This is a genomic window from Pseudomonas agarici, from assembly GCF_001543125.1.
GTDB lineage: Bacteria > Pseudomonadota > Gammaproteobacteria > Pseudomonadales > Pseudomonadaceae > Aquipseudomonas > Aquipseudomonas agarici.
Map to the genome: position 1 here is coordinate 3,010,352 of NZ_CP014135.1, position 20,541 is coordinate 3,030,892.

The 20,541-nt window shown below is 61.3% G+C and carries 21 protein-coding genes; 10 read left to right on the forward strand and 11 right to left on the reverse strand.

Translation table 11 applies throughout. From position 1 onward, the window contains the following. Nucleotides 1-234 precede the first annotated feature (234 nt). Nucleotides 235-3,045, reverse strand: coding sequence for a DNA polymerase I (gene polA / locus AWM79_RS13100; RefSeq protein WP_060783034.1), 2,811 nt, complete (start codon nt 3,043-3,045; stop codon nt 235-237). 74 nt (nt 3,046-3,119) lie between these two features. On the opposite strand from polA, the gene AWM79_RS13105 reads away from it, so the two are divergent. Together AWM79_RS13105 and AWM79_RS13110 are read left to right on the forward strand one after the other, a co-directional pair. After that, a complete protein-coding gene (locus AWM79_RS13105; RefSeq protein WP_017132134.1) occupies nt 3,120-3,410 on the forward strand; it encodes a DUF2782 domain-containing protein in 291 nt (96 codons plus the stop codon). 58 nt (nt 3,411-3,468) lie between these two features. Beyond that, on the forward strand, nt 3,469-4,419 hold the full coding sequence (locus tag AWM79_RS13110; protein ID WP_017132135.1) for a homoserine kinase: 951 nt from the start codon (nt 3,469-3,471) through the stop codon (nt 4,417-4,419). A 92-nt stretch (nt 4,420-4,511) separates the two neighbouring features. On the opposite strand, the gene AWM79_RS13115 is transcribed toward AWM79_RS13110, so the two are convergent. Then, nucleotides 4,512-5,432, reverse strand: coding sequence for a zinc ABC transporter substrate-binding protein (locus AWM79_RS13115; protein WP_026013195.1), 921 nt, complete (start codon nt 5,430-5,432; stop codon nt 4,512-4,514). A gap of 65 nt (nt 5,433-5,497) precedes the next feature. Here AWM79_RS13115 and zur point away from each other — a divergent pair, with 65 nt between their 5' ends. From zur to AWM79_RS13135, 4 genes are read left to right on the forward strand one after another with little or no spacing between them, the layout of a single operon-like run. Then, nucleotides 5,498-5,980 carry a zinc uptake transcriptional repressor Zur gene (gene zur, locus AWM79_RS13120; protein ID WP_026013196.1) on the forward strand — a complete coding sequence of 161 codons (483 nt, stop codon included), beginning with the start codon at nt 5,498-5,500 and terminating at the stop codon, nt 5,978-5,980. Beyond that, nucleotides 5,980-6,762 (forward strand): zinc ABC transporter ATP-binding protein ZnuC, encoded by a 783-nt coding sequence (gene znuC / locus AWM79_RS13125; RefSeq protein WP_060783035.1) that lies wholly within the window; start codon nt 5,980-5,982, stop codon nt 6,760-6,762. The genes zur and znuC overlap by 1 nt, the downstream gene beginning before the upstream one ends. Next, nucleotides 6,755-7,543, forward strand: a complete 789-nt coding sequence (gene znuB / locus AWM79_RS13130; RefSeq protein WP_060783036.1) for a zinc ABC transporter permease subunit ZnuB — start codon at nt 6,755-6,757, stop codon at nt 7,541-7,543. Before znuC ends, znuB begins: the two co-directional genes overlap by 8 nt. 37 nt (nt 7,544-7,580) lie before the next feature. Next, the gene (locus AWM79_RS13135; protein ID WP_017132140.1) at nt 7,581-8,297 is read left to right on the forward strand and encodes a PA5502 family lipoprotein; all 717 of its coding nucleotides are present in this window, start codon (nt 7,581-7,583) and stop codon (nt 8,295-8,297) included. A gap of 50 nt (nt 8,298-8,347) precedes the next feature. Here AWM79_RS13135 and katE read toward each other — a convergent pair whose 3' ends face one another. Continuing rightward, nucleotides 8,348-10,501, reverse strand: a complete 2,154-nt coding sequence (gene katE, locus AWM79_RS13140) for a catalase HPII (protein ID WP_060783037.1) — start codon at nt 10,499-10,501, stop codon at nt 8,348-8,350. Between the two features lie 240 nt (nt 10,502-10,741). On the opposite strand from katE, the gene AWM79_RS13145 reads away from it, so the two are divergent. The 3 genes from AWM79_RS13145 (at nt 10,742) to AWM79_RS13155 (ending at nt 13,126) form a co-directional block, all read left to right on the forward strand. Then, a complete protein-coding gene (locus tag AWM79_RS13145) occupies nt 10,742-11,749 on the forward strand; it encodes a methionine ABC transporter ATP-binding protein (protein ID WP_017132142.1) in 1,008 nt (335 codons plus the stop codon). Beyond that, on the forward strand, nt 11,749-12,423 hold the full coding sequence (locus AWM79_RS13150) for a methionine ABC transporter permease (RefSeq protein WP_017132143.1): 675 nt from the start codon (nt 11,749-11,751) through the stop codon (nt 12,421-12,423). The genes AWM79_RS13145 and AWM79_RS13150 overlap by 1 nt, the downstream gene beginning before the upstream one ends. Before the next feature lie 277 nt (nt 12,424-12,700). Further along, nucleotides 12,701-13,126 carry a VOC family protein gene (locus tag AWM79_RS13155; RefSeq protein WP_060783038.1) on the forward strand — a complete coding sequence of 142 codons (426 nt, stop codon included), beginning with the start codon at nt 12,701-12,703 and terminating at the stop codon, nt 13,124-13,126. Between the two features lie 65 nt (nt 13,127-13,191). Here AWM79_RS13155 and AWM79_RS13160 read toward each other — a convergent pair whose 3' ends face one another. Genes AWM79_RS13160 through AWM79_RS13180 form a run of 5 tightly spaced genes read right to left on the reverse strand, consistent with a single transcriptional unit; the run spans nt 13,192 to nt 17,106 of the window. After that, nucleotides 13,192-13,827: an SCO family protein gene (locus tag AWM79_RS13160; protein ID WP_060783039.1), complete on the reverse strand. Its 636-nt coding sequence runs from the start codon at nt 13,825-13,827 to the stop codon at nt 13,192-13,194. Further along, nucleotides 13,824-14,723: a heme o synthase gene (gene cyoE / locus AWM79_RS13165; RefSeq protein WP_017132146.1), complete on the reverse strand. Its 900-nt coding sequence runs from the start codon at nt 14,721-14,723 to the stop codon at nt 13,824-13,826. The genes AWM79_RS13160 and cyoE overlap by 4 nt, the downstream gene beginning before the upstream one ends. Then, nucleotides 14,711-15,790: a COX15/CtaA family protein gene (locus AWM79_RS13170; RefSeq protein ID WP_017132147.1), complete on the reverse strand. Its 1,080-nt coding sequence runs from the start codon at nt 15,788-15,790 to the stop codon at nt 14,711-14,713. The genes cyoE and AWM79_RS13170 overlap by 13 nt, the downstream gene beginning before the upstream one ends. Before the next feature lie 10 nt (nt 15,791-15,800). Then, nucleotides 15,801-16,394 (reverse strand): hypothetical protein, encoded by a 594-nt coding sequence (locus AWM79_RS13175; protein WP_017132148.1) that lies wholly within the window; start codon nt 16,392-16,394, stop codon nt 15,801-15,803. Continuing rightward, nucleotides 16,360-17,106 (reverse strand): SURF1 family protein, encoded by a 747-nt coding sequence (locus AWM79_RS13180; RefSeq protein ID WP_017132149.1) that lies wholly within the window; start codon nt 17,104-17,106, stop codon nt 16,360-16,362. Before AWM79_RS13180 ends, AWM79_RS13175 begins: the two co-directional genes overlap by 35 nt. Before the next feature lie 71 nt (nt 17,107-17,177). On the opposite strand from AWM79_RS13180, the gene AWM79_RS13185 reads away from it, so the two are divergent. Then, entirely contained in the window at nt 17,178-17,381 is a 204-nt protein-coding gene (locus AWM79_RS13185) for a twin transmembrane helix small protein (protein WP_017132150.1), read from the forward strand. 10 nt (nt 17,382-17,391) lie between these two features. Here the strand turns inward: AWM79_RS13185 and AWM79_RS13190 are convergent, their stop codons facing one another. The 3 genes from AWM79_RS13190 to ctaD are packed head-to-tail and all read right to left on the reverse strand — an operon-like array spanning nt 17,392 to nt 20,477. Beyond that, nucleotides 17,392-18,288: a cytochrome c oxidase subunit 3 gene (locus AWM79_RS13190; protein ID WP_017132151.1), complete on the reverse strand. Its 897-nt coding sequence runs from the start codon at nt 18,286-18,288 to the stop codon at nt 17,392-17,394. 34 nt (nt 18,289-18,322) lie between these two features. Continuing rightward, entirely contained in the window at nt 18,323-18,871 is a 549-nt protein-coding gene (locus tag AWM79_RS13195; RefSeq protein ID WP_017132152.1) for a cytochrome c oxidase assembly protein, read from the reverse strand. A 16-nt stretch (nt 18,872-18,887) separates the two neighbouring features. Beyond that, on the reverse strand, nt 18,888-20,477 hold the full coding sequence (gene ctaD / locus AWM79_RS13200) for a cytochrome c oxidase subunit I (protein ID WP_017132153.1): 1,590 nt from the start codon (nt 20,475-20,477) through the stop codon (nt 18,888-18,890). Nucleotides 20,478-20,541: the final 64 nt, after the last annotated feature.

Consider the following 20,541-nt stretch of genomic DNA (forward strand, 5'->3'; position numbering starts at 1 on the left):
GACTTCGTATGGGGAGGGGAAGTTCGGGGTCCAAGTTCCGGACCGCTAGGGCGGGATCCAGATATCTGCCAACACTTAACACAACATAGGAGCATCGAAGGGCTTCATCAGCCATTCGGTAACTCTGAGTCCGACTTCATCGATTTAGTTCCGAGTGGTTTCAAAAACTATTTGGCATAACTCCTGAACATTTCAGAATGGATGCCCTTCGCAGGCTATCTGGCCGATCCAGGCTCAGTGCGCCTCGTCCCAGTTGTTGCCCACTCCGACCTCCACCAGCAGCGGCACATCCAGTCGCACCGCACCGCTCATGTGTTCGCGAATCTTCTCGCTGACCTCGGCTACCAGATCCTCGCGTACTTCGAGCACCAGTTCGTCGTGTACCTGGAGAATGACCTTGGCGTCCAGTCCTGAACTGGCCAGCCAGCTATCCACTTTGACCATCGCCTTCTTGATGATGTCCGCCGCGGTGCCCTGCATTGGCGCGTTGATCGCGGTGCGCTCGGCCGCCGCGCGCTCCTGGGGCTTGTTGGAATGAATATCCGGCAGATACAGCCGGCGACCGAACAAGGTCTCGACATAGCCCTGCTCCGACGCCTGGACGCGAGTACGCTCCATATACTCGCGAACCCCAGGGTAACGGGCAAAATAGACATCGATATAGGCCTTGGCGGTCTTGGTGCCGACGCCGATGTCCTTGCCCAGTTTTTGTGCGCCCATGCCATAGATGAGGCCGAAGTTGATCGCCTTGGCACTACGTCGCTGATCGGGGCTGACGTCGTCCAACTCGACCTTGAACACCTCGGCCGCCGTAGCCGTATGCACGTCGAGGTTGTCGCGGAAGGCATTGAGCAGGCCTTCGTCCTTCGACAGGTGCGCCATGATCCGTAACTCGATCTGCGAATAGTCCGCCGCCAGCAACTTGTAGCCCTTGGGCGCGACAAATGCCTGGCGAATCCGCCGCCCCTCAGCGGTGCGCACGGGAATGTTCTGCAGGTTCGGATCGCTGGAGGACAAGCGCCCGGTAGCGGCCACGGCCTGGTGATAAGAGGTGTGGATACGCCCGGTGCGCGGATTGATCTGCTCCGGCAGGCGATCGGTGTAGGTACTCTTGAGTTTGCTCATAGAGCGGTACTGCATCAGCACCTTGGGTAGCGGATAGTCGTCTTCGGCCAGCTTGGCGAGGACCTCCTCGGCAGTGGAAGCCTGGCCCTTGCCGGTCTTCTTCAACACCGGCAGGCCGAGTTTCTCGTAGAGAATAACCCCCAACTGCTTGGGCGACCCGAGATTGAACTCCTCACCGGCGATCTCGAACGCCTGGCGCTCCAGCTCGACCAACTTGTTGCCCAGCTCGATGCTCTGCACGCCCAGCAGGTCCTTGTCGACCAGGGCACCCTGGCGCTCGATCCGAGCCAGCACCGGCACCAACGGTATCTCGATATCGCTCAGCACGCTGGCCAGGCTCGGGATCGCCGCAAGTTGCTCATGCAGCACCTGGTGCAGGCGCAGGGTCACATCGGCGTCTTCTGCTGCATAGTGACCGGCCTGTTCCAGGGCAATCTGGTCGAAGGTCAGTTGTTTGGCGCCCTTGCCGGCGATGTCCTGGAAGCTGACCGTGTCATGCTCAAGGTACTTCTTCGCCAGGCTGTCCATGTCGTGGCGGGTCGCGGTGGCGTTCAGCACATAGGATTCGAGCATGGTGTCGAAGGCAATACCGCGCACGGTGATGCCCTGTGACTGATCGCCACCGATGGCGCAATTGGCCAGGATATTCATGTCGAACTTGGCGTGCTGGCCGACCTTGAGTTTTTCCGGATCTTCCAGCAACGGCTTCAAGGCCAGCAGCACGTTGTCGCGGTCCAGTTGGTCCGGCACGCCGATATAGGAGTGGGTCAGCGGGATATAGGCCGCTTCATTGGCCCGCACGGCAAAGGAGAGCCCAACCAACTGCGCCTGCTGGGCATCGACCCCGGTGGTTTCGGTATCGAAGGCGAACAGCTTGGCGTCCTTGAGCTTCTGCAGCCAGACCTCGAAGCGCACCTGATCCAGGATGGTTTCGTACTGCGGTTCGTTGGAAGCCGGCTCCGTCACTTCGACCGCGCCCTGGGTGGCCTCCTCGGGCAGCGCCGGGGCAGACTCGGCATTGGCCTGGAGCTCGGCACGCTTGGCCTCACGCTGCAACTCGTCGATCCAGCTCTTGAACTCCAGCGTGGCATACAGCTCAGCTAGCTTTTCCCGGTCTGGCTCGCCGAGGTGCAGGTCATCGAGCCCGATATCCAGCGGCACATCGACCTTGATCGTTGCCAGCCGATAGGACAGGAACGCCATCTCCTCGTGTTCGCGCAGCTTGGCCGGTAGGGTTTTCGCCCCACGGATCGGCAGGCTCGGCACCAGGTCGAGATTGGCATAGAGCTCTTTCAGGCCACCGTTGACCCCCACCAGCAGGGCGACGGCGGTCTTCTCGCCCACGCCCTTGACCCCAGGAATGTTATCGGAAGAATCGCCCATCAAAGCCAACAGATCGATGATCTGCTCGGGCGCGACACCAAACTTGGCCTTCACGCCCCCTACGTCCAGGGACGTTTCGTTCATGGTGTTGACCAGGGTAATGTGCTCATCGACCAACTGCGCCATGTCCTTGTCGCCGGTGGAGATCACCACCGGGCGATCCGCCGCCGCGCTGCCGCGCGCGAGGGTGCCGATGACATCGTCGGCCTCCACACCTTCCACGCACAACAGCGCGAAGCCCATGGCGCGGACGCTGGCATGCAGCGGTTCGATCTGCACGCGCATGTCATCGGGCATGCTCGGACGGTTGGCTTTGTAATCGGCGTACATCTCGTCGCGAAAGGTGCTGCCCTTGGCGTCGAACACCACGGCAAACGGGCTGTCCGGGTATTGCTTGCGCAGGCTGCGAAGCATGTTCAGGACGCCCTTCACCGCGCCGGTCGGCAGGCCTTTGGAAGTGGTGAGCGGCGGCATCGCGTGAAACGCGCGGTAGAGGTATGAAGAGCCGTCCACCAGGACGAGAGGGGCTTTGCTCATGAGTACGATCAACCTTTTCGGCGGGTCCGGCGCTAGAATAGCGGAACCGTTGACGACAAAGGGACAAGGTTATCATGCGCACACCCAATCGCCTGTTGTTGGCCGGCCTGTTTGCAATCACTCCGTTGGCGGCCATCGCCGCGGAGGGCGCACCCTCGGCCGATCCAGAAGTCACCATCCGCACGGAAGGCGATAAAGTCATCCAGGAATACCGGCAAAATGGCTTTCTGTACGCCATCAAGGTCACTCCCAAGGGTGCCCCGCCTTACTTCCTGGTGCGCGCCGACGGAACTGATGCAAACTTTATCCGCTCGGATCAGCCGGATATGCTGATTCCGTCATGGAAGATCTTCGAATGGAAATAACCCTTTAACCTTGATCGGCGCCGGCTCAATCGCGGCGCCCGTACTGGCAGTTCTCACCATGTCTGTGTTTACCCCCCTGGCTCGACCTGAGCTGGAAACCTTTCTCGCCCCTTACGGGCTCGGTCGCTTGCTCGATTTCCAGGGAATTGCCGCCGGTAGCGAAAACACCAATTTCTTTATCAGCCTGGAGAAGGGCGAGTACGTCCTGACCCTGGTGGAACGTGGACCGGTCCAGGAAATGCCGTTCTTTATCGATCTGCTGGACGTGCTCCATGGCGCCGATCTGCCGGTGCCCTATGCGCTGCGCACCACCGATGGCCAGGCCTTACGCGAACTGGCCGGCAAGCCGGCGCTGCTGCAACCGCGCCTGGCTGGTAAGCACATCAAGCAGGCCAATGCCCAGCATTGCGCGCAGGTGGGCGAACTGCTCGGTCACTTGCACCTGGCAACCCGCGACCAGCCCATCGAACGCAAAACCGATCGCGGCCTGGATTGGATGCTCGAAGAGGGTGCTCAGCTCATGTCGCACCTGAACGCCGAGCCACAGGCGCTGCTGCAGGCGGCGCTGGACGAGATCAGCCGACGCAAGGCGCAGATCCTGGCCTTGCCACGGGCGAATATCCACGCCGACCTGTTCCGCGACAACGCGATGTTCGAAGGCACGCACCTGACCGGCCTGATCGACTTCTACAACGCCTGCTCCGGGCCAATGCTGTACGACGTTGCCATTGCCTTGAATGATTGGTGCTCGGATGACGCCGGCCAGATCGACGGCCAACGGGCGCGGGCGCTGCTGGCAGCCTATGCCAGCCTGCGACCATTTACCGCGGCGGAGGCCGAGTTGTGGCCGACCCTGCTGCGGGTGGCCTGCGTGCGATTCTGGCTGTCACGGCTGATTGCCGCCGAGTCCTTTGCCGGACAGGACGTACTGATTCACGACCCGATGGAGTTCCAATTGCGCCTGGCACAGCGGCAGAAGATCAGCACACCGTTGCCGCTGGCAATGTAACAAACGGTTTTCCAGGTGCTGGGACTATTCTGTGGTTTCAGCCCAGGGCGGCGATGCGGTGTCCTGACAAGCCCTCCCGCCACGGAAAATGCCTACAGGGACTCCAGGCAGCCTGCCAGGTCGTCGCCGAGCTTCTCCAGCACCTGCTCATAACCATGGGCAGCCGCTGGCGTATAGCCGCCCAGCGCATCCAGTTCCGCCAGCTTCACCGGCAGGCCGGATATCAGCGTCTCGGCCAGCCGTGGACGCAACGGCGGCTCGCTGAACACACACGTCTTGCCGACTTCCTGCAGCCGCGTGCGCATCGCCGCGACATGCTGGGCACCCGGTTGCACTTCGGCAGCCACGCTGAACACGCCGGTATGTTTGAGCCCGTAGGCATCTTCGAAGTAATCGAAAGCCTCGTGGAAAACGAAGTACGGCTTGTTGGCAACGCCAGCCAGGCGCGCTTTCAGACGGGCATCCAACGCATCCAGACGACTGTCGAAAGCTTCGACATTGTGTTGATAACGCTGGGCATTGGCCGGATCGGCCTCGCTCAGGTCACTGGCCATACGCGCGGCAATCACCCGCGCATTGATGGTCGACAGCCACAAGTGCGCATCCACCGAGCCCGGACGGTGGTCATGGTCGTGCTCATTCGCGCCTTCGGCATGGGAGTGGCCGCTCTCGGCGAAGCGGCGCAACTTCATGCCGGGCAAATCCTGCACCGCCACGCTCGGCAGTCCGCGCCCCTGGAGCACTCGTGGCAGGAAGCTTTCCATGTCCGGACCGATCCAGTAGAGCAGAGCCACCGATTGCACCTTGCGCACATCGGAAGGCCGCAGCGCATAGTTATGCGGCGAAGCACCCGGCGGTAACAACACCTCGGGCGTGTCCACGCCATCCTGCACCGCTGCGGCAATCAGTTGCAGCGGCTTGATACTGGTCAGGACGCTGACCTGGGCCTGGACAGGGCCGATCATCAACAAACCGGTGCTTAAAACGATAAAAAAGCTAAAAAGACGGGACACGATGGGCACTCAAGGCGACAGGAACAGGTAACATAATAACGTCTCTCACCACAATCGTCGCTCACATGCCTAAAACCCCTCTCGCCAGCCGTCCCCACGATCACTCTCACTGCGTGCACAGCGCGCTGTCCGAGGCCGATACCCTGTGCGCACGGCAAGGCCTGCGCCTGACTGCCCTGCGACGACGGGTGCTGGAACTGGTCTGGCAGAGCCACAAGCCGCTGGGCGCCTACGACATCCTCGCCGTGCTCAGCGAGCAAGACGGCCGCCGCGCCGCGCCGCCGACAGTCTACCGAGCGCTGGACTTCTTGCTCGACAACGGCCTGGTCCACCGCATCGCCTCGCTCAACGCCTTTATCGGTTGCAACAACCCGGAACACACCCACCAGGGTCAGTTTCTGATTTGCCGTAGTTGTCACGCGGCCATCGAGCTCGAACAGAAGACCATCAGCGACGCGATTATCCAGGGCGCCAGGGATGTCGGCTTCATCGTCGAAGCCCAGACCGTGGAAGTGGTCGGGCTCTGCTCGGGCTGCCAGGGGGCTTAATGAGCACTGCGCTGATTCGCCTTGAACAGGTGGGCGTGACCTTTGCCGGGCAGAACGTGCTCGACAACATTCACCTGAGCGTCGAGCCCCGGCAGATCGTCACCCTGATCGGCCCCAACGGCGCGGGCAAGACCACGTTGGTACGCGCCGTGCTCGGCTTGCTCAAGCCCGAGCGCGGTAGTGTCTGGCGCAAGCCGAAGCTGCGGGTCGGCTATATGCCGCAGAAGCTATATGTCGATCCGACCTTGCCGCTGTCGGTGCTACGCTTCCTGCGGCTGGTGCCGGGCGTCGACCGAGCCCAGGCGATTGCCGCCCTGAGCGAGGTCGGCGCCGAGCAGGTGATCGACAGCCCGGTGCAAAGCATCTCCGGCGGTGAAATGCAGCGCGTGCTCCTGGCTCGAGCGCTGTTGCGCCAACCTGAGCTGCTGGTGCTCGACGAACCGGTCCAGGGTGTCGACGTCGCCGGCCAGGCCGAGCTCTACGGCCTGATCACCCGGTTGCGCGACCGTCACGGCTGCGGCGTGCTGATGGTCTCCCACGATCTACACCTGGTGATGAGCACCACCGACCAGGTAGTCTGTCTCAATCGCCATGTCTGCTGCTCCGGGCACCCCGAGCAGGTCAGCGGCGACCCGGCCTTCGTCGAGTTGTTCGGCAAGAACGCACGGAGCCTGGCGATCTATCACCATCACCACGACCACGCCCATGACCTACATGGCGCGGTGGTCAGCGAAGAGGCCCCGGCGGCTCACGTTCACGGAGAGAGCTGCAAGCATGGCTGATTTTTTACTCTACGCCTTGCTCGCGGGCCTGGCTCTGGCACTGGTAGCCGGCCCTTTGGGTTCGTTCGTGGTCTGGCGGCGCATGGCCTATTTCGGCGATACCTTGTCCCACGCCGCCTTGCTCGGCGTGGCCCTGGGCTTTTTGCTGGATGTCAGTCCGACCCTGGCGGTGACTGTCGGCTGCCTGCTGCTGGCGGTGCTGCTGGTGACCCTGCAACAGCGCCAACCACTGGCTTCCGACACACTGCTGGGGATTCTCGCCCCTAGCACCCTGTCCCTTGGCCTGGTGGTCCTGAGCTTCATGCACGAGGTGCGAATCGATCTGATGGCCTACCTGTTCGGCGACCTGCTGGCGATCAGCAGCACCGACCTGACTTGGATCCTCGGCGGCAGCGCGGCGGTGCTGGTGCTGCTGGTCAGCCTCTGGCGACCGCTGCTGGCGATCACCGTGCACGAGGAACTGGCAACGGTCGAAGGCCTGCCGGTCGCGACCTTGCGCCTGGCGCTGATGCTGCTGATCGCGGTGGTGATCGCGGTGGCGATGAAGATCGTCGGCGTGTTGCTGATCACTTCACTGCTGATCGTTCCGGCGGCGGCGGCCCAGCGCCATGCCCGCTCGCCGGAACAGATGGCCCTCGGTGCCAGCCTCCTGGGGATGTTCGCGGTATGCGGCGGGCTGGCGCTTTCCTGGTTCAAGGACACCCCCGCCGGCCCGTCGATCGTGGTCAGCGCCGCCGGTCTATTTCTGCTGAGTTTTGTCCTGCCACGCAGAGGGGTGTAGACTTGCTCGTTTTTTGCGCAATTAGAGAGTCGCAGGAATGAAGCTTTCCGCCTTCCGTTATCTGCTCCTTGTCGCAGTTTGCCTGCTGTTGGGTGCGTGCCAAAGTAACCCGCCGGCCGATACCGTCGTGCTCGATGTCCGGGCCTCGGCGATTGCCGCGCTGGAGCAGAACATCAACAGCAACGAACTGGCCACCGCCGAAGATCAGTTGGTCGCCCTGCAAGTGTCGTCCGCAGACGACCCGCAGCTCGTGCCCTACCAGCGGCAACTGGCCGAAGCCTATCTGCAACGCAGCCAAATCGTGCTGCAGAAGGGTGACGTCAACGCCGCAGCCACCGCACTGAGCCGTGCCCGAGCCCTGATGCCCAAGGCCCCGGCCTTGACGGGTGGGGTCGACGGCGCCATTGCCCAGGCCCGCAAGGCCGAGCTGGAGAAGGTCGAGGCTGCCCTCAAGGCCGCCGAAGCCAAGCCGGCTGCCCGGCTGATCGATCCCAGCGCCGAAAGCAGCACCATCGCCCTGAATATCCACGACATCGCGCACCTGCGCAAACAGATGGATGCGCTGGCGGCGGACGTGGTGAATTACCAGTGTACGGTCACCTTCCAAGTCCCGCGCACCCTGGACTACCCATGGCTAGCGACCCTGTTGGAGAAACGAGTGAAGAAGCTCGACCCGGACTTCGCCTTGCAGATGAACAAGCAGATCGACCGGCAGGTGCGCGCCCAAGTGGTCTTGAGTCCGCGCAAGCCTTGAAACCGCTAACGCCGGCTTGCCGGCGATAGTGATCGATGCCACCAAAGCGCTCAAGCCGGCACCGCCTTGGCCCTTTCCTCGCGCGCCCAGATCCGATGCCGGGCCAGCGCCGTCACAAACGCCTTCAGCGTCTTGGCGTCGCTGCCGACGATCAACCCCGCATCCGCCTGCACATGCAGCACCTCCAACAATTGTTTCGCCTCACCGTGCAAGACAATCGCCTTCAGGTGCTTGTAGGCCTCCAGCACATAGTGCAAAGCCACCCCGTTGCCCGCGAGCGCCTTGACCGAAGCCGCGCCACCCGGCACATAAACCCCATCGAAGGCCACTGACGGTAGGCCTTCCATCGAACCGTCCACTGCCAGGCTCTTGCCATCGGCAGTGGTCACCGGGGCCGACGTCGGTCCAAGCAGCCGGGCATGGGCGCCTTCTGCCGCCAGCAGCTTCTTCAACGCCGAGATCGCCGCACCATCGACGCCGTTGGCCGCCAGAATCGCCACTTTGCGCGTCTTGATGTTCCCCGACAGCAGGTTCGCCTGACTCAACGCCGGCGACCGCTCCAGACTGGTCTTGCGCGGCGTCACACTGCCGGCTTTCGGCGCCGGCAAGCCGAGGTTGGCAGCGACACGTCCGGCCAATTCCAAATCAATATTGGCCAGGATCTCGTTGACCTGACGTGCGCGAATAGCCTCCCGCTCGACCTTGCCCAGTTCAAAGCTGTAGGCGGCAATGATGTGTTCCTGCTCATGATGGCTCATGCTGTTGAAGAACAATCGCGCCTGGGAAAAGTGGTCGCCGAAGGACTCGCTGCGCTGACGGATCTTGGCCGCATCGATACGCTCCGGGTAACTCTCGAAACCGCCGTCGCGGGCAGCGGGCGGGGTTTCCTTCGGCCAACCGCCATCGATCGAGTTGGGCTCATAGGAGGCCCGTCCTTTGTCGATCACCGTTCGATGCAGGGCATCGCGCTGGCTACTAGGGAAGGGCGCCACGGGCCGATTGATCGGAATCTCGTGGAAGTTCGGGCCACCTAATCGACTGATCTGTGTATCGGTATAGGAAAACAACCGACCTTGCAGCAGCGGGTCGTTGGAGAAGTCGATCCCCGGCACGATATGCCCTGGACAGAATGCGACCTGCTCGGTCTCGGCGAAGAAATTGTCCGGGTTGCGGTTGAGCACCATTTTGCCCAGGGGCGTGATGGGCACCAGCTCCTCGGGGACCAGCTTGGTCGGGTCGAGGATATCGAAGTCGAACGCGTGCTCGTCCTCTTCGGCAATGATCTGCACGCCGAACTCCCACTCAGGGTAGTCGCCACTCTCAATCGATTCCCAGAGATCGCGGCGATGGAAATCGGTGTCCTTGCCCGCCAGCTTTTGCGCTTCGTCCCACACCAGCGAACAGGTGCCGACAGTCGGGCGCCAATGGAATTTGACGAAACTCGAGCGGCCCTCGGCGTTGATCAGGCGAAAGGTGTGCACGCCAAAACCTTGCATGGTCCGCAGGCTTTTCGGGATCGCTCGGTCGGACATGGCCCAGATCACCATGTGGGCCGACTCCGGCACCAACGAGACAAAATCCCAAAAGGTGTCGTGGGCGGAGCCGCCCGTGGGTATTTCATTGTGAGGTTCGGGTTTGACCGCGTGGACGAAGTCAGGAAACTTGATCGCATCTTGGATGAAGAACACTGGCATGTTGTTGCCAACCAGGTCGAAGTTGCCCTCATCGGTGAAGAATTTCACCGCAAAACCCCGCACGTCCCGCACCGTATCGCCGGAACCCCGTGGGCCCTGGACCGTGGAGAAACGCACGAAGACCGGCGTCTTGGCCTCAGGGTCCTGGAGGAAACCGGCCTTGGTCAGCGCCCCATGGTTCTCATAGGCCTGAAAGTAACCATGGGCAGCCGTACCTCGGGCGTGAACGATCCGCTCCGGAATCCGCTCGTGGTCAAAATGCGTGATTTTTTCACGCATGATGAAGTCTTCCAACAGCGACGGCCCGCGAGCACCGGCCTTCAACGTGTTCTGATTATCGGCGACCTTCACCCCCTGGTTGGTGCGCAACGCCTGCCCGGTGGCATCCGAGCGGAAGGGTTCCAGACTTTCGAGCTTGCCGTTGGTGTTGCTGCGATCCAGAGTATCGGTTCCCGCCAGCTGACTCTTGGTGGTCGCGTGTCGGGTAGCAGAAGTTTTCTTGGTACTCATCAGACTGACTCCTCGTTTGCAGTCGCCCGGCGATGCCGGACAATGGGGCAGGATTCGAGTTGCCTTACGAGTGACTGTCGCTAATTTGCGTCGTTCCTTTTTTCCGACCATTGATCGCGTTATTGCCAAAATGACAGATTGAATGCGAAATAAATGCTAATCGCCTCTATACGGACAGGCTAAAATACCCGCCCGGCTAACCGCTGACCTATTTCCATTGCGCCCCACAAGGTTCGCTACGTGATCGAGTTTCATAACGTCCATAAAACCTACCGGGTCGCCGGTAAGGATATTCCCGCCCTGCATCCGACGAGCCTGCGTGTCGAGGATGGCCAGGTGTTCGGCCTGATCGGTCATTCCGGCGCGGGCAAAAGTACCCTGCTGCGCCTGATCAATCGCCTGGAGGCCCCCAGCGGCGGTACGATCACGGTGGACGGTGAAGAAGTCACCGCCCTCGACGCCAGCGGCCTGCGGCGCTTTCGCCAACAGGTCGGAATGATCTTCCAGCACTTTAATCTGCTGGCCTCCAAGACCGTCGCCGACAACGTTGCGCTGCCGCTGACCCTGGCCGGCGAGCTGTCCCGCCGGGACATCGACCAGCGCGTCGCCGAGTTGCTGCGGCGCGTCGGCCTGTCCGATCATGCGAAGAAATATCCAGCCCAGTTATCCGGCGGCCAGAAGCAGCGCGTCGGCATTGCCCGCGCCTTGGCGACCAAGCCCAAGATCCTGCTGTGCGACGAAGCCACCAGCGCCCTCGACCCGCAGACCACTGCGTCGGTCCTGCAACTGCTGGCCGAGATCAACCGCGAGCTGAAACTGACCATCGTCCTGATCACCCATGAGATGGATGTGATCCGTCGGGTCTGCGACGTGGTCGGCGTGATGGATGCCGGCGTGATCGTCGAGCAGGGGCCGGTGGCGCAGGTCTTCCTGCACCCCAAGCACCCGACTACCCGGCGTTTCGTGCAAGAGGACGAACAGATCGACGAAAGCGAACAACGTGACGATTTCGCCCATGTGCCGGGTCGTATCGTGCGCCTGACCTTCCAGGGCGAGGCCACCTACGCACCCTTGCTGGGCACCATCGCCCGTGAAACCGGCGTGGACTACAGCATCCTCGCCGGGCGCATCGACCGCATCAAGGACACCCCTTATGGGCAACTGACGCTCGCCATCACCGGCGGCGACATAGACGCAGCATTCGCCCGCTTCATCGCGGCGGACGTCCATATGGAGGTACTGCGCTGATGGACCTGTTTCTGAGCTTTTTCGCCAATATCGACTGGATGGATATCTGGGAAGCCACCGGCGACACCCTGCTGATGCTCGGCGGTTCGCTGCTGTTCACCGTGCTGCTCGGCCTGCCGCTGGGGGTGCTGCTGTTTCTTTGCAGCCCGCGCCAGCTACTGGAGCACAAAGCGACCTATTCGGCCCTGGCGTTCGTGGTGAACGTGGTGCGTTCGCTGCCATTCATCATCCTGCTGATCGTGCTGATCCCCACCACCGTGTTCCTCACCGGCACCTCGCTGGGCGTGGCCGGCGCCATCCCACCCCTGGTGATCGGTGCTGCGCCGTTTTTCGCGCGGCTGGTGGAAACCGCGCTGCGGGAAGTCGATCGCGGCATTATCGAAGCGACCCAGGCCATGGGAGCGACCACCCGCCAGATCGTCTTCAATGCCCTGCTGCCGGAAGCTCGCCCAGGCATCCTGGCAGCAATCACCGTGACCACCATTACCCTGGTGGGCTACACCGCCATGGCCGGTGTGGTGGGTGCCGGCGGCCTCGGCGACCTGGCAATCCGTTATGGTTATCAGCGCTTCCAGAACGATGTCATGTTGGTGACCGTGGTCATGCTGGTGGTATTGGTCCAACTGCTGCAAAGCCTCGGCGACAAGTTGGTGGCACGTTTTTCGCGTAAATAGCTGGCGTAAACAAAAAACAGGGGCCGGCTGGTGACGCCGAAATTGACTCGCGGAACTAGTGGCCTGTGTGGTTAGTTCTATTAGTCAATTTCGGCGCCATAAATCCCTGGCTTGCGTTGCTGTTCCTCGCCATAGCCCGGCTATGACTCGTCACAGCGCCTTAGCCATGAACTTATGGCATCCGAACTTGAGCTAACGAACTCACCGTACAAGCCACTAGCCACACAGGCCATTAGCTCTAGACTAGAAGCTCATGTCCTCTTTCTGGGTATCCGCCATGGCACTCTCTCCTTTTCATCTGGCAATCCCTGTCCATGACCTGGCAGCGGCCCGACACTTCTACGGCGAGGTATTCGGCTGCCCGCAAGGACGTAGCAGCGATCATTGGGTGGATTTCGATTTCTTCGGCCATCAATTGGTCATCCACCATCAGGCCAAGAGCGCCGCCCAGGAACACGCCTTGAGTAATCCGGTGGACGGCCATGACGTGCCGGTGCCGCATTTTGGCGTGGTACTGGAATGGCAGGCATGGGAAGCCCTGGCCGAACGCCTGAAAGCCAGGGACACGCGCTTCGTGATCGAGCCTTATGTGCGCTTCAAAGGGCAGGTGGGGGAACAGGCGACCATGTTCCTGTTCGATCCTTGCGGCAATGCGTTGGAGTTCAAGGCGTTCAAGGATATCGGGCAGATGTTCGCCAAATGATCATCTGAGACCGCCAGGGCCTCTTCGCGGGCAAGGTCATGAAGAGGCCGCAACAGACATCACAGTTACTGGCGCTTGAGCAGATCCGGCAACTGCGCCACCAACTTCTGGTTGTTCAAGGGCGCCCGAATAAACCCACGCTGGCTGCCGTCGGGTCCGACAATCGCCAGGTTGGCGCTGTGGTCGACGGTGTAGTTCGGCTTGCTGGTATCGGCCGGGATAAACGGAATGCTCACCGCATTCGCCAGCTTCTGCAGGTCCTCGATGGAAGACGCGGTCAACCCTGTGAACTGGGGGTCGAAGTAGCCCAGGTACTGCTTGAGCTGCTTGGGATTGTCCCGATTGGGGTCGACGCTGACCAGGACGATCCGCAACTTGCCAACGATATCCTTGGGCAATTCGCTCTTGATCTGACGCAATTGCGCCAGAGTAGTCGGACAGATATCCGGGCAGAAGGTATAGCCGAAGAACAACATCGTCCACTTGTCCTTCAACTGGTTGACCTGCACCGGCTGGCCGTCCTGATCGGTCATTTGCACATCAGGAAGGGAACGGCTCTGCGGTAACAGGATAATTCCCGCATCGATCAGCGCCGTGGGATCGCCCTGGCCCTTGCCGCTCAGGACCTTGTTGACCGTCAACCCCAGGACCAGGGCCACCAGCGCGACGAGAATAAAGACGGTTTTCTGAGTTCGAGTCATAGATTCAACAATAAGTAGTGATCGACAAGCAGCGCGATAAACAGCAGGAACAAGTAGTAAATAGAATACTTGAAGGTGTTGATCGCCGCATGCGGCTGGACGCCACGGTACAGCACCCACGCCCATTGCAGGAAGCGTGCGCCGAGGCCCAGGGCACACAGCAGGTAGAGCATGCCGCTCATGTGGATCACATACGGCAACAGGCTGACCGCCAGCAAGGCAAAGGTGTACAGCAGGATATGTACCTTGGTGTACTGCTCGCCATGGGTCACCGGTAGCATCGGGATATCGGCCTTGGCGTATTCGTCCTTGCGATGGATCGCCAGGGCCCAGAAATGCGGCGGGGTCCAGGCAAAGATGATCAGCACCAGCAACAGCGGTTCGGCGCTGACATGCCCGGTCGCCGCCACCCAGCCCAGCAGCGGTGGAGCCGCCCCGGCCAGGCCGCCGATGACGATATTCTGTGGCGTGGCGCGCTTGAGGAAGCCGGTGTAGATCACCGCATAGCCAAGCAGCGAAGCCAACGTCAGCCAGGCCGTCAGCGGGTTGGTAAACGCCAGCAACACCGCCTGCCCGAGCACCGCCAGTAGCAGGGCAAAGCTCAGCGCCGCCAGCGGCGATACCCGTCCTTCGGCTATCGGCCGCTTGTGGGTCCGCGCCATGACCGCATCGATGCGCCGATCCACCACATGATTGACCACCGCCGCACCGCCCGCACAAAGGCCGATACCCAGGTTACCGAACACCAGCACTGTCCACGGCACGCCGGCACGGGTCGCGAGAAACATGCCGACCAGCGAAGTGATCAGCATCAATATCACCACCTTGGGCTTGGTCAGCTCCAGGTAGTCGCGCCAGATCGCCTGGCGGTGACGTTCAACGACTACAGTCGCCATGGCATTTCTCCTTTTATTGTTATCGGGCCGTGGACGGATTTGCGCGGGCTGAGTCGCCAGCGTACCGGCGTCCGTTGCCGGACCCGGACCAGGGCGGTCCGCGCATGATAGTTGATCAGCACCAAGGTCAGCAGCAGGGCTGCGCCGCCGGCGTTATGGGCCACGGCCACGGGCAGCGGCAAATGGAAGTAGACGTTACTCAGGCCAAGGCTGATCTGCGCCACCAGGGCAATCAATAGCAGCCCGGCCAGACGACTCATGCCAACCACCCGCAGTTGCCAGGCCAGCCCCAACAGGACCAGCGTCACCAGTAGGGCGCCGACACGATGAGTCAAGTGAATCGCTGTGCGGGCATCGCTGTCCAGTTGGCCGCCGAGGTAATTCGGACCGATATGCTGGGTCAGGTGGAAACCGTTGGCAAAGTCGGCTGATGGCCACCATTGACCGTGACACGTGGGTAGATCGATGCAGGCGACGGCGGCATAGTTGGAACTGACCCAGCCGCCCAGGGCGATCTGCAAGATCACCAGCAGCAGCCCGGCGCTCGCCCAGCGCTGCAACCGTCGCGGTACGGCCAACGCCGGCAGCACGCCGGACAGGCGCAAGGCCAGCAGAAACAACAGGCTCAAGGTGGCAAAACCACCCAGTAGATGCCCGGTCACCACCTGTGGCCAGAGCTTGAGGGTGACCGTCCACATGCCGAACGCAGCCTGGGCGAATACCACTGCCAGGAGCAGTAACGGCAACTTCAGCGGCTGCCCCTCGCGCCGCCGCTCCATCCAGGAGCGGCTCGCTAGTAGCACAATCAACAACCCCAGGGTGCCGGCAAAATAGCGGTGGATCATCTCGTTCCAACCCTTGTGGGCCTCGACCGGTGTATCGGGGAAGTGCAGCTCGGCATGGGCCAGTTGGGCTTCACTCTTGGGCACACTGATAAAGCCGTAGCAACCCGGCCAGTCCGGACAGCCGAGACCGGCATGGGTCAGGCGGGTATAGGCCCCAAGCAGCACGACGATCAGTGCCAGCAGGGTGGCGAACACAGCGAGGCGAAATCCAGGTTTGGCCATGACGATGCCCTTATCCGATATTCGACAGTTTCAGCAGTTGGCGCAGGTCGTTGAGCAAGTCCTTGCCCTTGACCTGGGCGTCGTAGCGCAGCACCAGGTTGCCGTGCGGATCGATGATCCACAGCTGCGGCGCACCGTTGCCCCGAGCTTCCCGGGTGTAGGCGGGAAGGTTCAGCGGGTAACGTTGCAGTTGCGGGTATTCGCGTTGCAGCTTGACGCCGTACTCGCGGTCCAGTGGTTGCGCAGTCGCCAGGGCATGGCTGGCCCGGGAAGCGTCACGGCCCAGGCCGATCTGGATCTGCCGCGCCAGATAGACCAATTGTTGGCAATCCATCGAGCACTCCTGGGGGGCCGTCACCAGCATTTGCCAGCGTTGTTCGTCGGCCTGTACGCCGAGGTCGGCACGGCCCTGGCCATTGCCAATCAGTTCGCCGTGATAACTGCGGCTTTGCGGCACCCAGAACTGCAGCTTGTACATGCCGGTGGCAAGGATCATCGGGCCAACGACCATCAGTACGATCAGGATCAGTTGCCAGCGCCCGCGAGCGCGTCCTCCCGGCCGTCGGGCTTCAACTGTGTTGAGTCGATTCAAGGCCGCTCCCATGGTGTTTCTCCCTAGCGTTATGCCATCCGAGGTAGAGGTAAAGGACCAACAGCGCCAAGGCCATGGCGAACCATTGCACGGCGTAGGCGAGGTGTTTTTCTGGGCCCATGCCTTCGGCCACCACTGGCCATCCGGTTTCATAGGCGCCAGGACCGGGCTCCTGGCGCAGCTCGTAGGCGAAGCCTTCACGGCCCAGTTCCGTCCACAGTTTGCCGGGCTCAATCGTTGTCACCACGCGCGGCCAGAGTGCGTTCAGCGGGTCGGCATGGAGCTGGAAGGTGCTGCCCGGAGCGACATAGACCCAGGCGTCGATATTCAGCGCTTGCCCAGGCGTGCCGAAGACCGGCGGCGTGCGCCGTTCCGGCCAGGGCAACCAGCCGCGATTGACCAGCAACCAGAGCCCGCTGGCTAAATCGTGAAAGGGTTGGATCAGCTCGACGCCCACCTGACCATTACGCACGCGGTTATCCAGCAGGTAGCTGTGTTCGGCATCGAACTGGCCACGTAGCTGTACGCGGCGAAAAGCCGGGTCGGCACTGCCTTTGAGTTGCTCGCCGCTCAGCGGCTCGGCCGTGCGGCGCTGGGCATAGCTGTCCAGCAACACGCGCTTTTGTTCGCCCCGCGCCAACTGCCAGAAACCCAGCAGTACCAGCAACGGCAACACCACCAGCACCACCAGCGTCGGTGCCACGCCGGGGTGAAAGCGCCTCATGACGGCACTCCATTGGCAGCAACTCGACTCGCTATACTCAAATACACGCGTATCTCCCCCGGAGTCTCACCATGCTCAAAGCGGCGATTGTCCTGATGCTGATAGCCACGCTTATCAGCCTGTTCAGCGGCCTGGTTTTTCTGGTCAAGGACGAGGGACCGTCTCGCCGCCTGCTCACCGCGCTGACGGTCCGCGTCGGTCTGGCCGTCGCCACCCTGGCATTGATCAGCTGGGGCTTCTACAGCGGCCAGTTGGTGTCCAGTGCCCCCTGGTAGGCAGGCGCAGCTACAGCACGTAGACGAAAACGAACAGGCCGATCCAAACCACATCCACGAAGTGCCAGTACCAGCCCGCCGCTTCGAAGCCGAACTGATGGTCGGCGTTGAAGTGCCCACGCATGACCCGCACCAGCATCACGAACAGGATCAGCGTACCGATGGTCACGTGGGCGCCGTGGAACCCCGTGAGCATGAAGAACGTCGCGCCATAGACGCCCGAACCCAAGGTCAGGCCCAGTTCGTGATAGGCGTGGAGGTATTCTTCGGCCTGGAACCCGAGGAAAGCCAGGCCCAGCAGTACCGTCAGCGCCAGCCAGATCTTCAGCGCCCCGCGATGACCTTTCTTCAACGCATGGTGGGCAATGGTGACCGTCACACTGGAACTGACCAGCAGGATGGTGTTAAGCAGCGGCAGACCCCACGGACTGATGGTAGCCTTGGGCGGTGGGAAGAGTTTCGGGTCCGGGTTGTGCAGCAGCGGCCAGACGTTTTGGAAATCCGGCCAAAGCATGTGCGCCAGGCCCTTGGCACCGCCTTCACCGGCCAGCCACGGCACAGACAGGTGCCGCACATAAAACAGCGCACCGAAGAACGCGATGAAGAACATCACCTCGGAAAAGATGAACCAGCTCATGCCCCAGCGAAACGAACGATCCATTTGGGCACTGTAGAGGCCGGAGCGGCTTTCCTTGATCACCGTGCCGAACCAACCGAACAGCATATAGGCCAACAGCAGTCCGCCGACAAAGAAGATCAGCGGGCCATGGGATTCCGGGCGCGCCGCCTTAAGGTCATTGAACCAGGTACCCAGGCCGTAGACGGTGGTCAACATGCCCAGTGTGGCAATGATCGGCCATTTGCTCTGGGCAGGAACGTAGTAATGCTCGTGAGTCGGCGTTGCCATTTTATTGTTCTCCTTATCGGGCACACTGGATGGCCTACCCGCCCGAGCGGGCCATGGGTGGGTTGCGAGCAGTGATATCGAACAGCGTGTAGGCCAGTGTCAGGTGCTTCACGTCCTTGGGCATGTCACGGTCAACGATGAAACGTACCGGCATCTCGATTCGCTGCCCCGGTTGCAGTGTTTGTTGGGTAAAGCAGAAGCACTCGGTCTTGTGGAAGTACATCGCCGCATTGCTGGGCGAAATACTCGGGATCGCCTGAGCCTTCATCACCTGATCGGTCGGGTTGTAGGCAACGAAGATCATTTCGTTGACCGCACCGGGATTGACGCTGATCTGGTCGGCCTTGGGATAGAACTCCCAGACCATGTCCACGGCGTTGGTCGAGAGGAACTGCACACCGACCCGGCGTGACGCATCCACCACCTGCTCGCCCTCGTACTGGCCGGCGGTCTTGCCGTTGATGCCGAAGGCCTTGCACATCACGTCATAGATCGGCACCAGGGCGAAGCCGAAGGCGAACATCGCCACCACCACCAGCAACAGGCGCGTGACCAGACGCTTGAGTGCGATCGAGTCGTTCATCGGACAGCCCTCCGCGTCATTTCACTTCCGGTGGCGTGGTGAATGTGTGGTACGGCGCCGGCGACGGGATATTCCACTCCAGTCCTTCGGCCCCATCCCATGGCTTGGCCGGGGCCACCGGGCCACCACGAATGCACTTGATCACGATGAACAGGAACAGCAACTGGGTGGCCCCGAACATGAAGCCGCCAATCGAGGAGACCATGTTGAAATCGGCGAACTGCAGGTTGTAGTCCGGAATCCGCCGCGGCATGCCCGCCAGTCCCACGAAGTGCATCGGGAAGAATGTCAGGTTCATGCCGACGAACGACAACCAGAAGTGCAGCTTGCCCAGGGTTTCGTCGTACATGTGGCCGGTCCATTTCGGCAACCAATAGTAGGTCGATGCAAAGATCCCGAAAATCGCCCCCGGTACCAGCACGTAGTGGAAGTGCGCCACCACGAAATAGGTGTCCTGGTATTGGAAGTCCGCCGGGGCAATCGCCAGCATCAGGCCGGAAAAGCCACCGATGGAAAACAGGATGACGAACGCCACGGCGAACAACATCGGCGTCTCGAAGGTCAGCGAACCTTGCCACATGGTACTGACCCAGTTGAACACCTTGACCCCGGTCGGCACCGCGATCAGCAACGTGGCGTACATGAAGAACAGCTCGCCCACCAGCGGAATGCCGACCACGAACATATGGTGCGCCCAGACGATGAATGACAGGAACGCGATACTCGCCGTGGCGTAGACCATTGAGGTGTAACCGAACAGCGGCTTGCGCGAGAAGGTCGGGATGATCGAACTGACGGCCCCGAAGGCCGGCAAAATCATGATGTACACCTCGGGGTGGCCGAAGAACCAGAACACGTGCTGGAACAACACCGGATCACCACCGCCGGCGGCGCTGAAGAAGCTCGTGCCGAAGTGGATGTCCATCAGCATCATGGTCACGCAACCGGCCAGCACCGGCATCACCGCGATCAGCAAGAAGGCCGTGATCAACCAGGTCCAGACGAATAGCGGCATCTTCATCAGCGTCATGCCCGGTGCACGCAGGTTGAGGATGGTGGAGACCACATTGATCGCGCCCATGATCGAACTGATGCCCATCAGGTGGATGGCAAAGATGAAATAAGTCACGCTTTCCGGTGCATAAGTGGTCGAAAGCGGGGCATAGAAGGTCCATCCGAAGTTCGGTCCGCCACCGGCGGTGAACAGGGTAGACACCAGCAACAGGAATGCCGCGGGCAACAACCAGAAACTGAAATTGTTCATCCGTGGCAGGGCCATATCCGGCGCCCCGATCATCAGCGGGATCATCCAGTTGGCCAGGCCGACGAAGGCCGGCATCACCGCGCCGAAGACCATCACCAACCCGTGCATGGTGGTCATCTGGTTGAAGAACGCCGGCTGCACGATCTGCAATCCGGGTTGGAACAGTTCGGCACGGATCACCATGGCGAACGATCCGCCCAGCAGGAACATGGCGAAGCTGAACCACAGGTACAGCGTGCCGATATCCTTGTGGTTGGTGGTCAGCACCCAGCGCATCAGGCCCTTGGCGGGACCATGGGCGTGGTCAACGGCATGACCATGGTCATCGATCACAGCACTCATGTCCTGTCTCCTGCAAACGGTTGAACCGGGTGACCTGGGCATGATCCAGGCCAGTTCAGGGAGC

Excerpts from the sequence above, each read along its gene's own strand:
- znuB (WP_060783036.1), top strand. The coding sequence starts at position 6,755 with ATGGCTGATTTTTTACTCTACGCCTTGCTCGCGGGCCTGGCTCTGGCA.
- AWM79_RS13105 (WP_017132134.1), top strand. The coding sequence starts at position 3,120 with ATGCGCACACCCAATCGCCTGTTGTTGGCCGGCCTGTTTGCAATCACT.
- zur (WP_026013196.1), top strand. The coding sequence starts at position 5,498 with ATGCCTAAAACCCCTCTCGCCAGCCGTCCCCACGATCACTCTCACTGC.
- polA (WP_060783034.1), bottom strand. The coding sequence starts at position 3,045 with ATGAGCAAAGCCCCTCTCGTCCTGGTGGACGGCTCTTCATACCTCTAC.
- AWM79_RS13135 (WP_017132140.1), top strand. The coding sequence starts at position 7,581 with ATGAAGCTTTCCGCCTTCCGTTATCTGCTCCTTGTCGCAGTTTGCCTG.
- cyoE (WP_017132146.1), bottom strand. The coding sequence starts at position 14,723 with ATGGCGACTGTAGTCGTTGAACGTCACCGCCAGGCGATCTGGCGCGAC.
- AWM79_RS13180 (WP_017132149.1), bottom strand. The coding sequence starts at position 17,106 with ATGAGGCGCTTTCACCCCGGCGTGGCACCGACGCTGGTGGTGCTGGTG.
- AWM79_RS13110 (WP_017132135.1), top strand. The coding sequence starts at position 3,469 with ATGTCTGTGTTTACCCCCCTGGCTCGACCTGAGCTGGAAACCTTTCTC.
- AWM79_RS13155 (WP_060783038.1), top strand. The coding sequence starts at position 12,701 with ATGGCACTCTCTCCTTTTCATCTGGCAATCCCTGTCCATGACCTGGCA.
- AWM79_RS13150 (WP_017132143.1), top strand. The coding sequence starts at position 11,749 with ATGGACCTGTTTCTGAGCTTTTTCGCCAATATCGACTGGATGGATATC.
- znuC (WP_060783035.1), top strand. The coding sequence starts at position 5,980 with ATGAGCACTGCGCTGATTCGCCTTGAACAGGTGGGCGTGACCTTTGCC.
- AWM79_RS13185 (WP_017132150.1), top strand. The coding sequence starts at position 17,178 with ATGCTCAAAGCGGCGATTGTCCTGATGCTGATAGCCACGCTTATCAGC.
- AWM79_RS13160 (WP_060783039.1), bottom strand. The coding sequence starts at position 13,827 with ATGACTCGAACTCAGAAAACCGTCTTTATTCTCGTCGCGCTGGTGGCC.
- AWM79_RS13175 (WP_017132148.1), bottom strand. The coding sequence starts at position 16,394 with ATGGGAGCGGCCTTGAATCGACTCAACACAGTTGAAGCCCGACGGCCG.
- AWM79_RS13195 (WP_017132152.1), bottom strand. The coding sequence starts at position 18,871 with ATGAACGACTCGATCGCACTCAAGCGTCTGGTCACGCGCCTGTTGCTG.
- katE (WP_060783037.1), bottom strand. The coding sequence starts at position 10,501 with ATGAGTACCAAGAAAACTTCTGCTACCCGACACGCGACCACCAAGAGT.
- AWM79_RS13170 (WP_017132147.1), bottom strand. The coding sequence starts at position 15,790 with ATGGCCAAACCTGGATTTCGCCTCGCTGTGTTCGCCACCCTGCTGGCA.
- AWM79_RS13190 (WP_017132151.1), bottom strand. The coding sequence starts at position 18,288 with ATGGCAACGCCGACTCACGAGCATTACTACGTTCCTGCCCAGAGCAAA.
- ctaD (WP_017132153.1), bottom strand. The coding sequence starts at position 20,477 with ATGAGTGCTGTGATCGATGACCATGGTCATGCCGTTGACCACGCCCAT.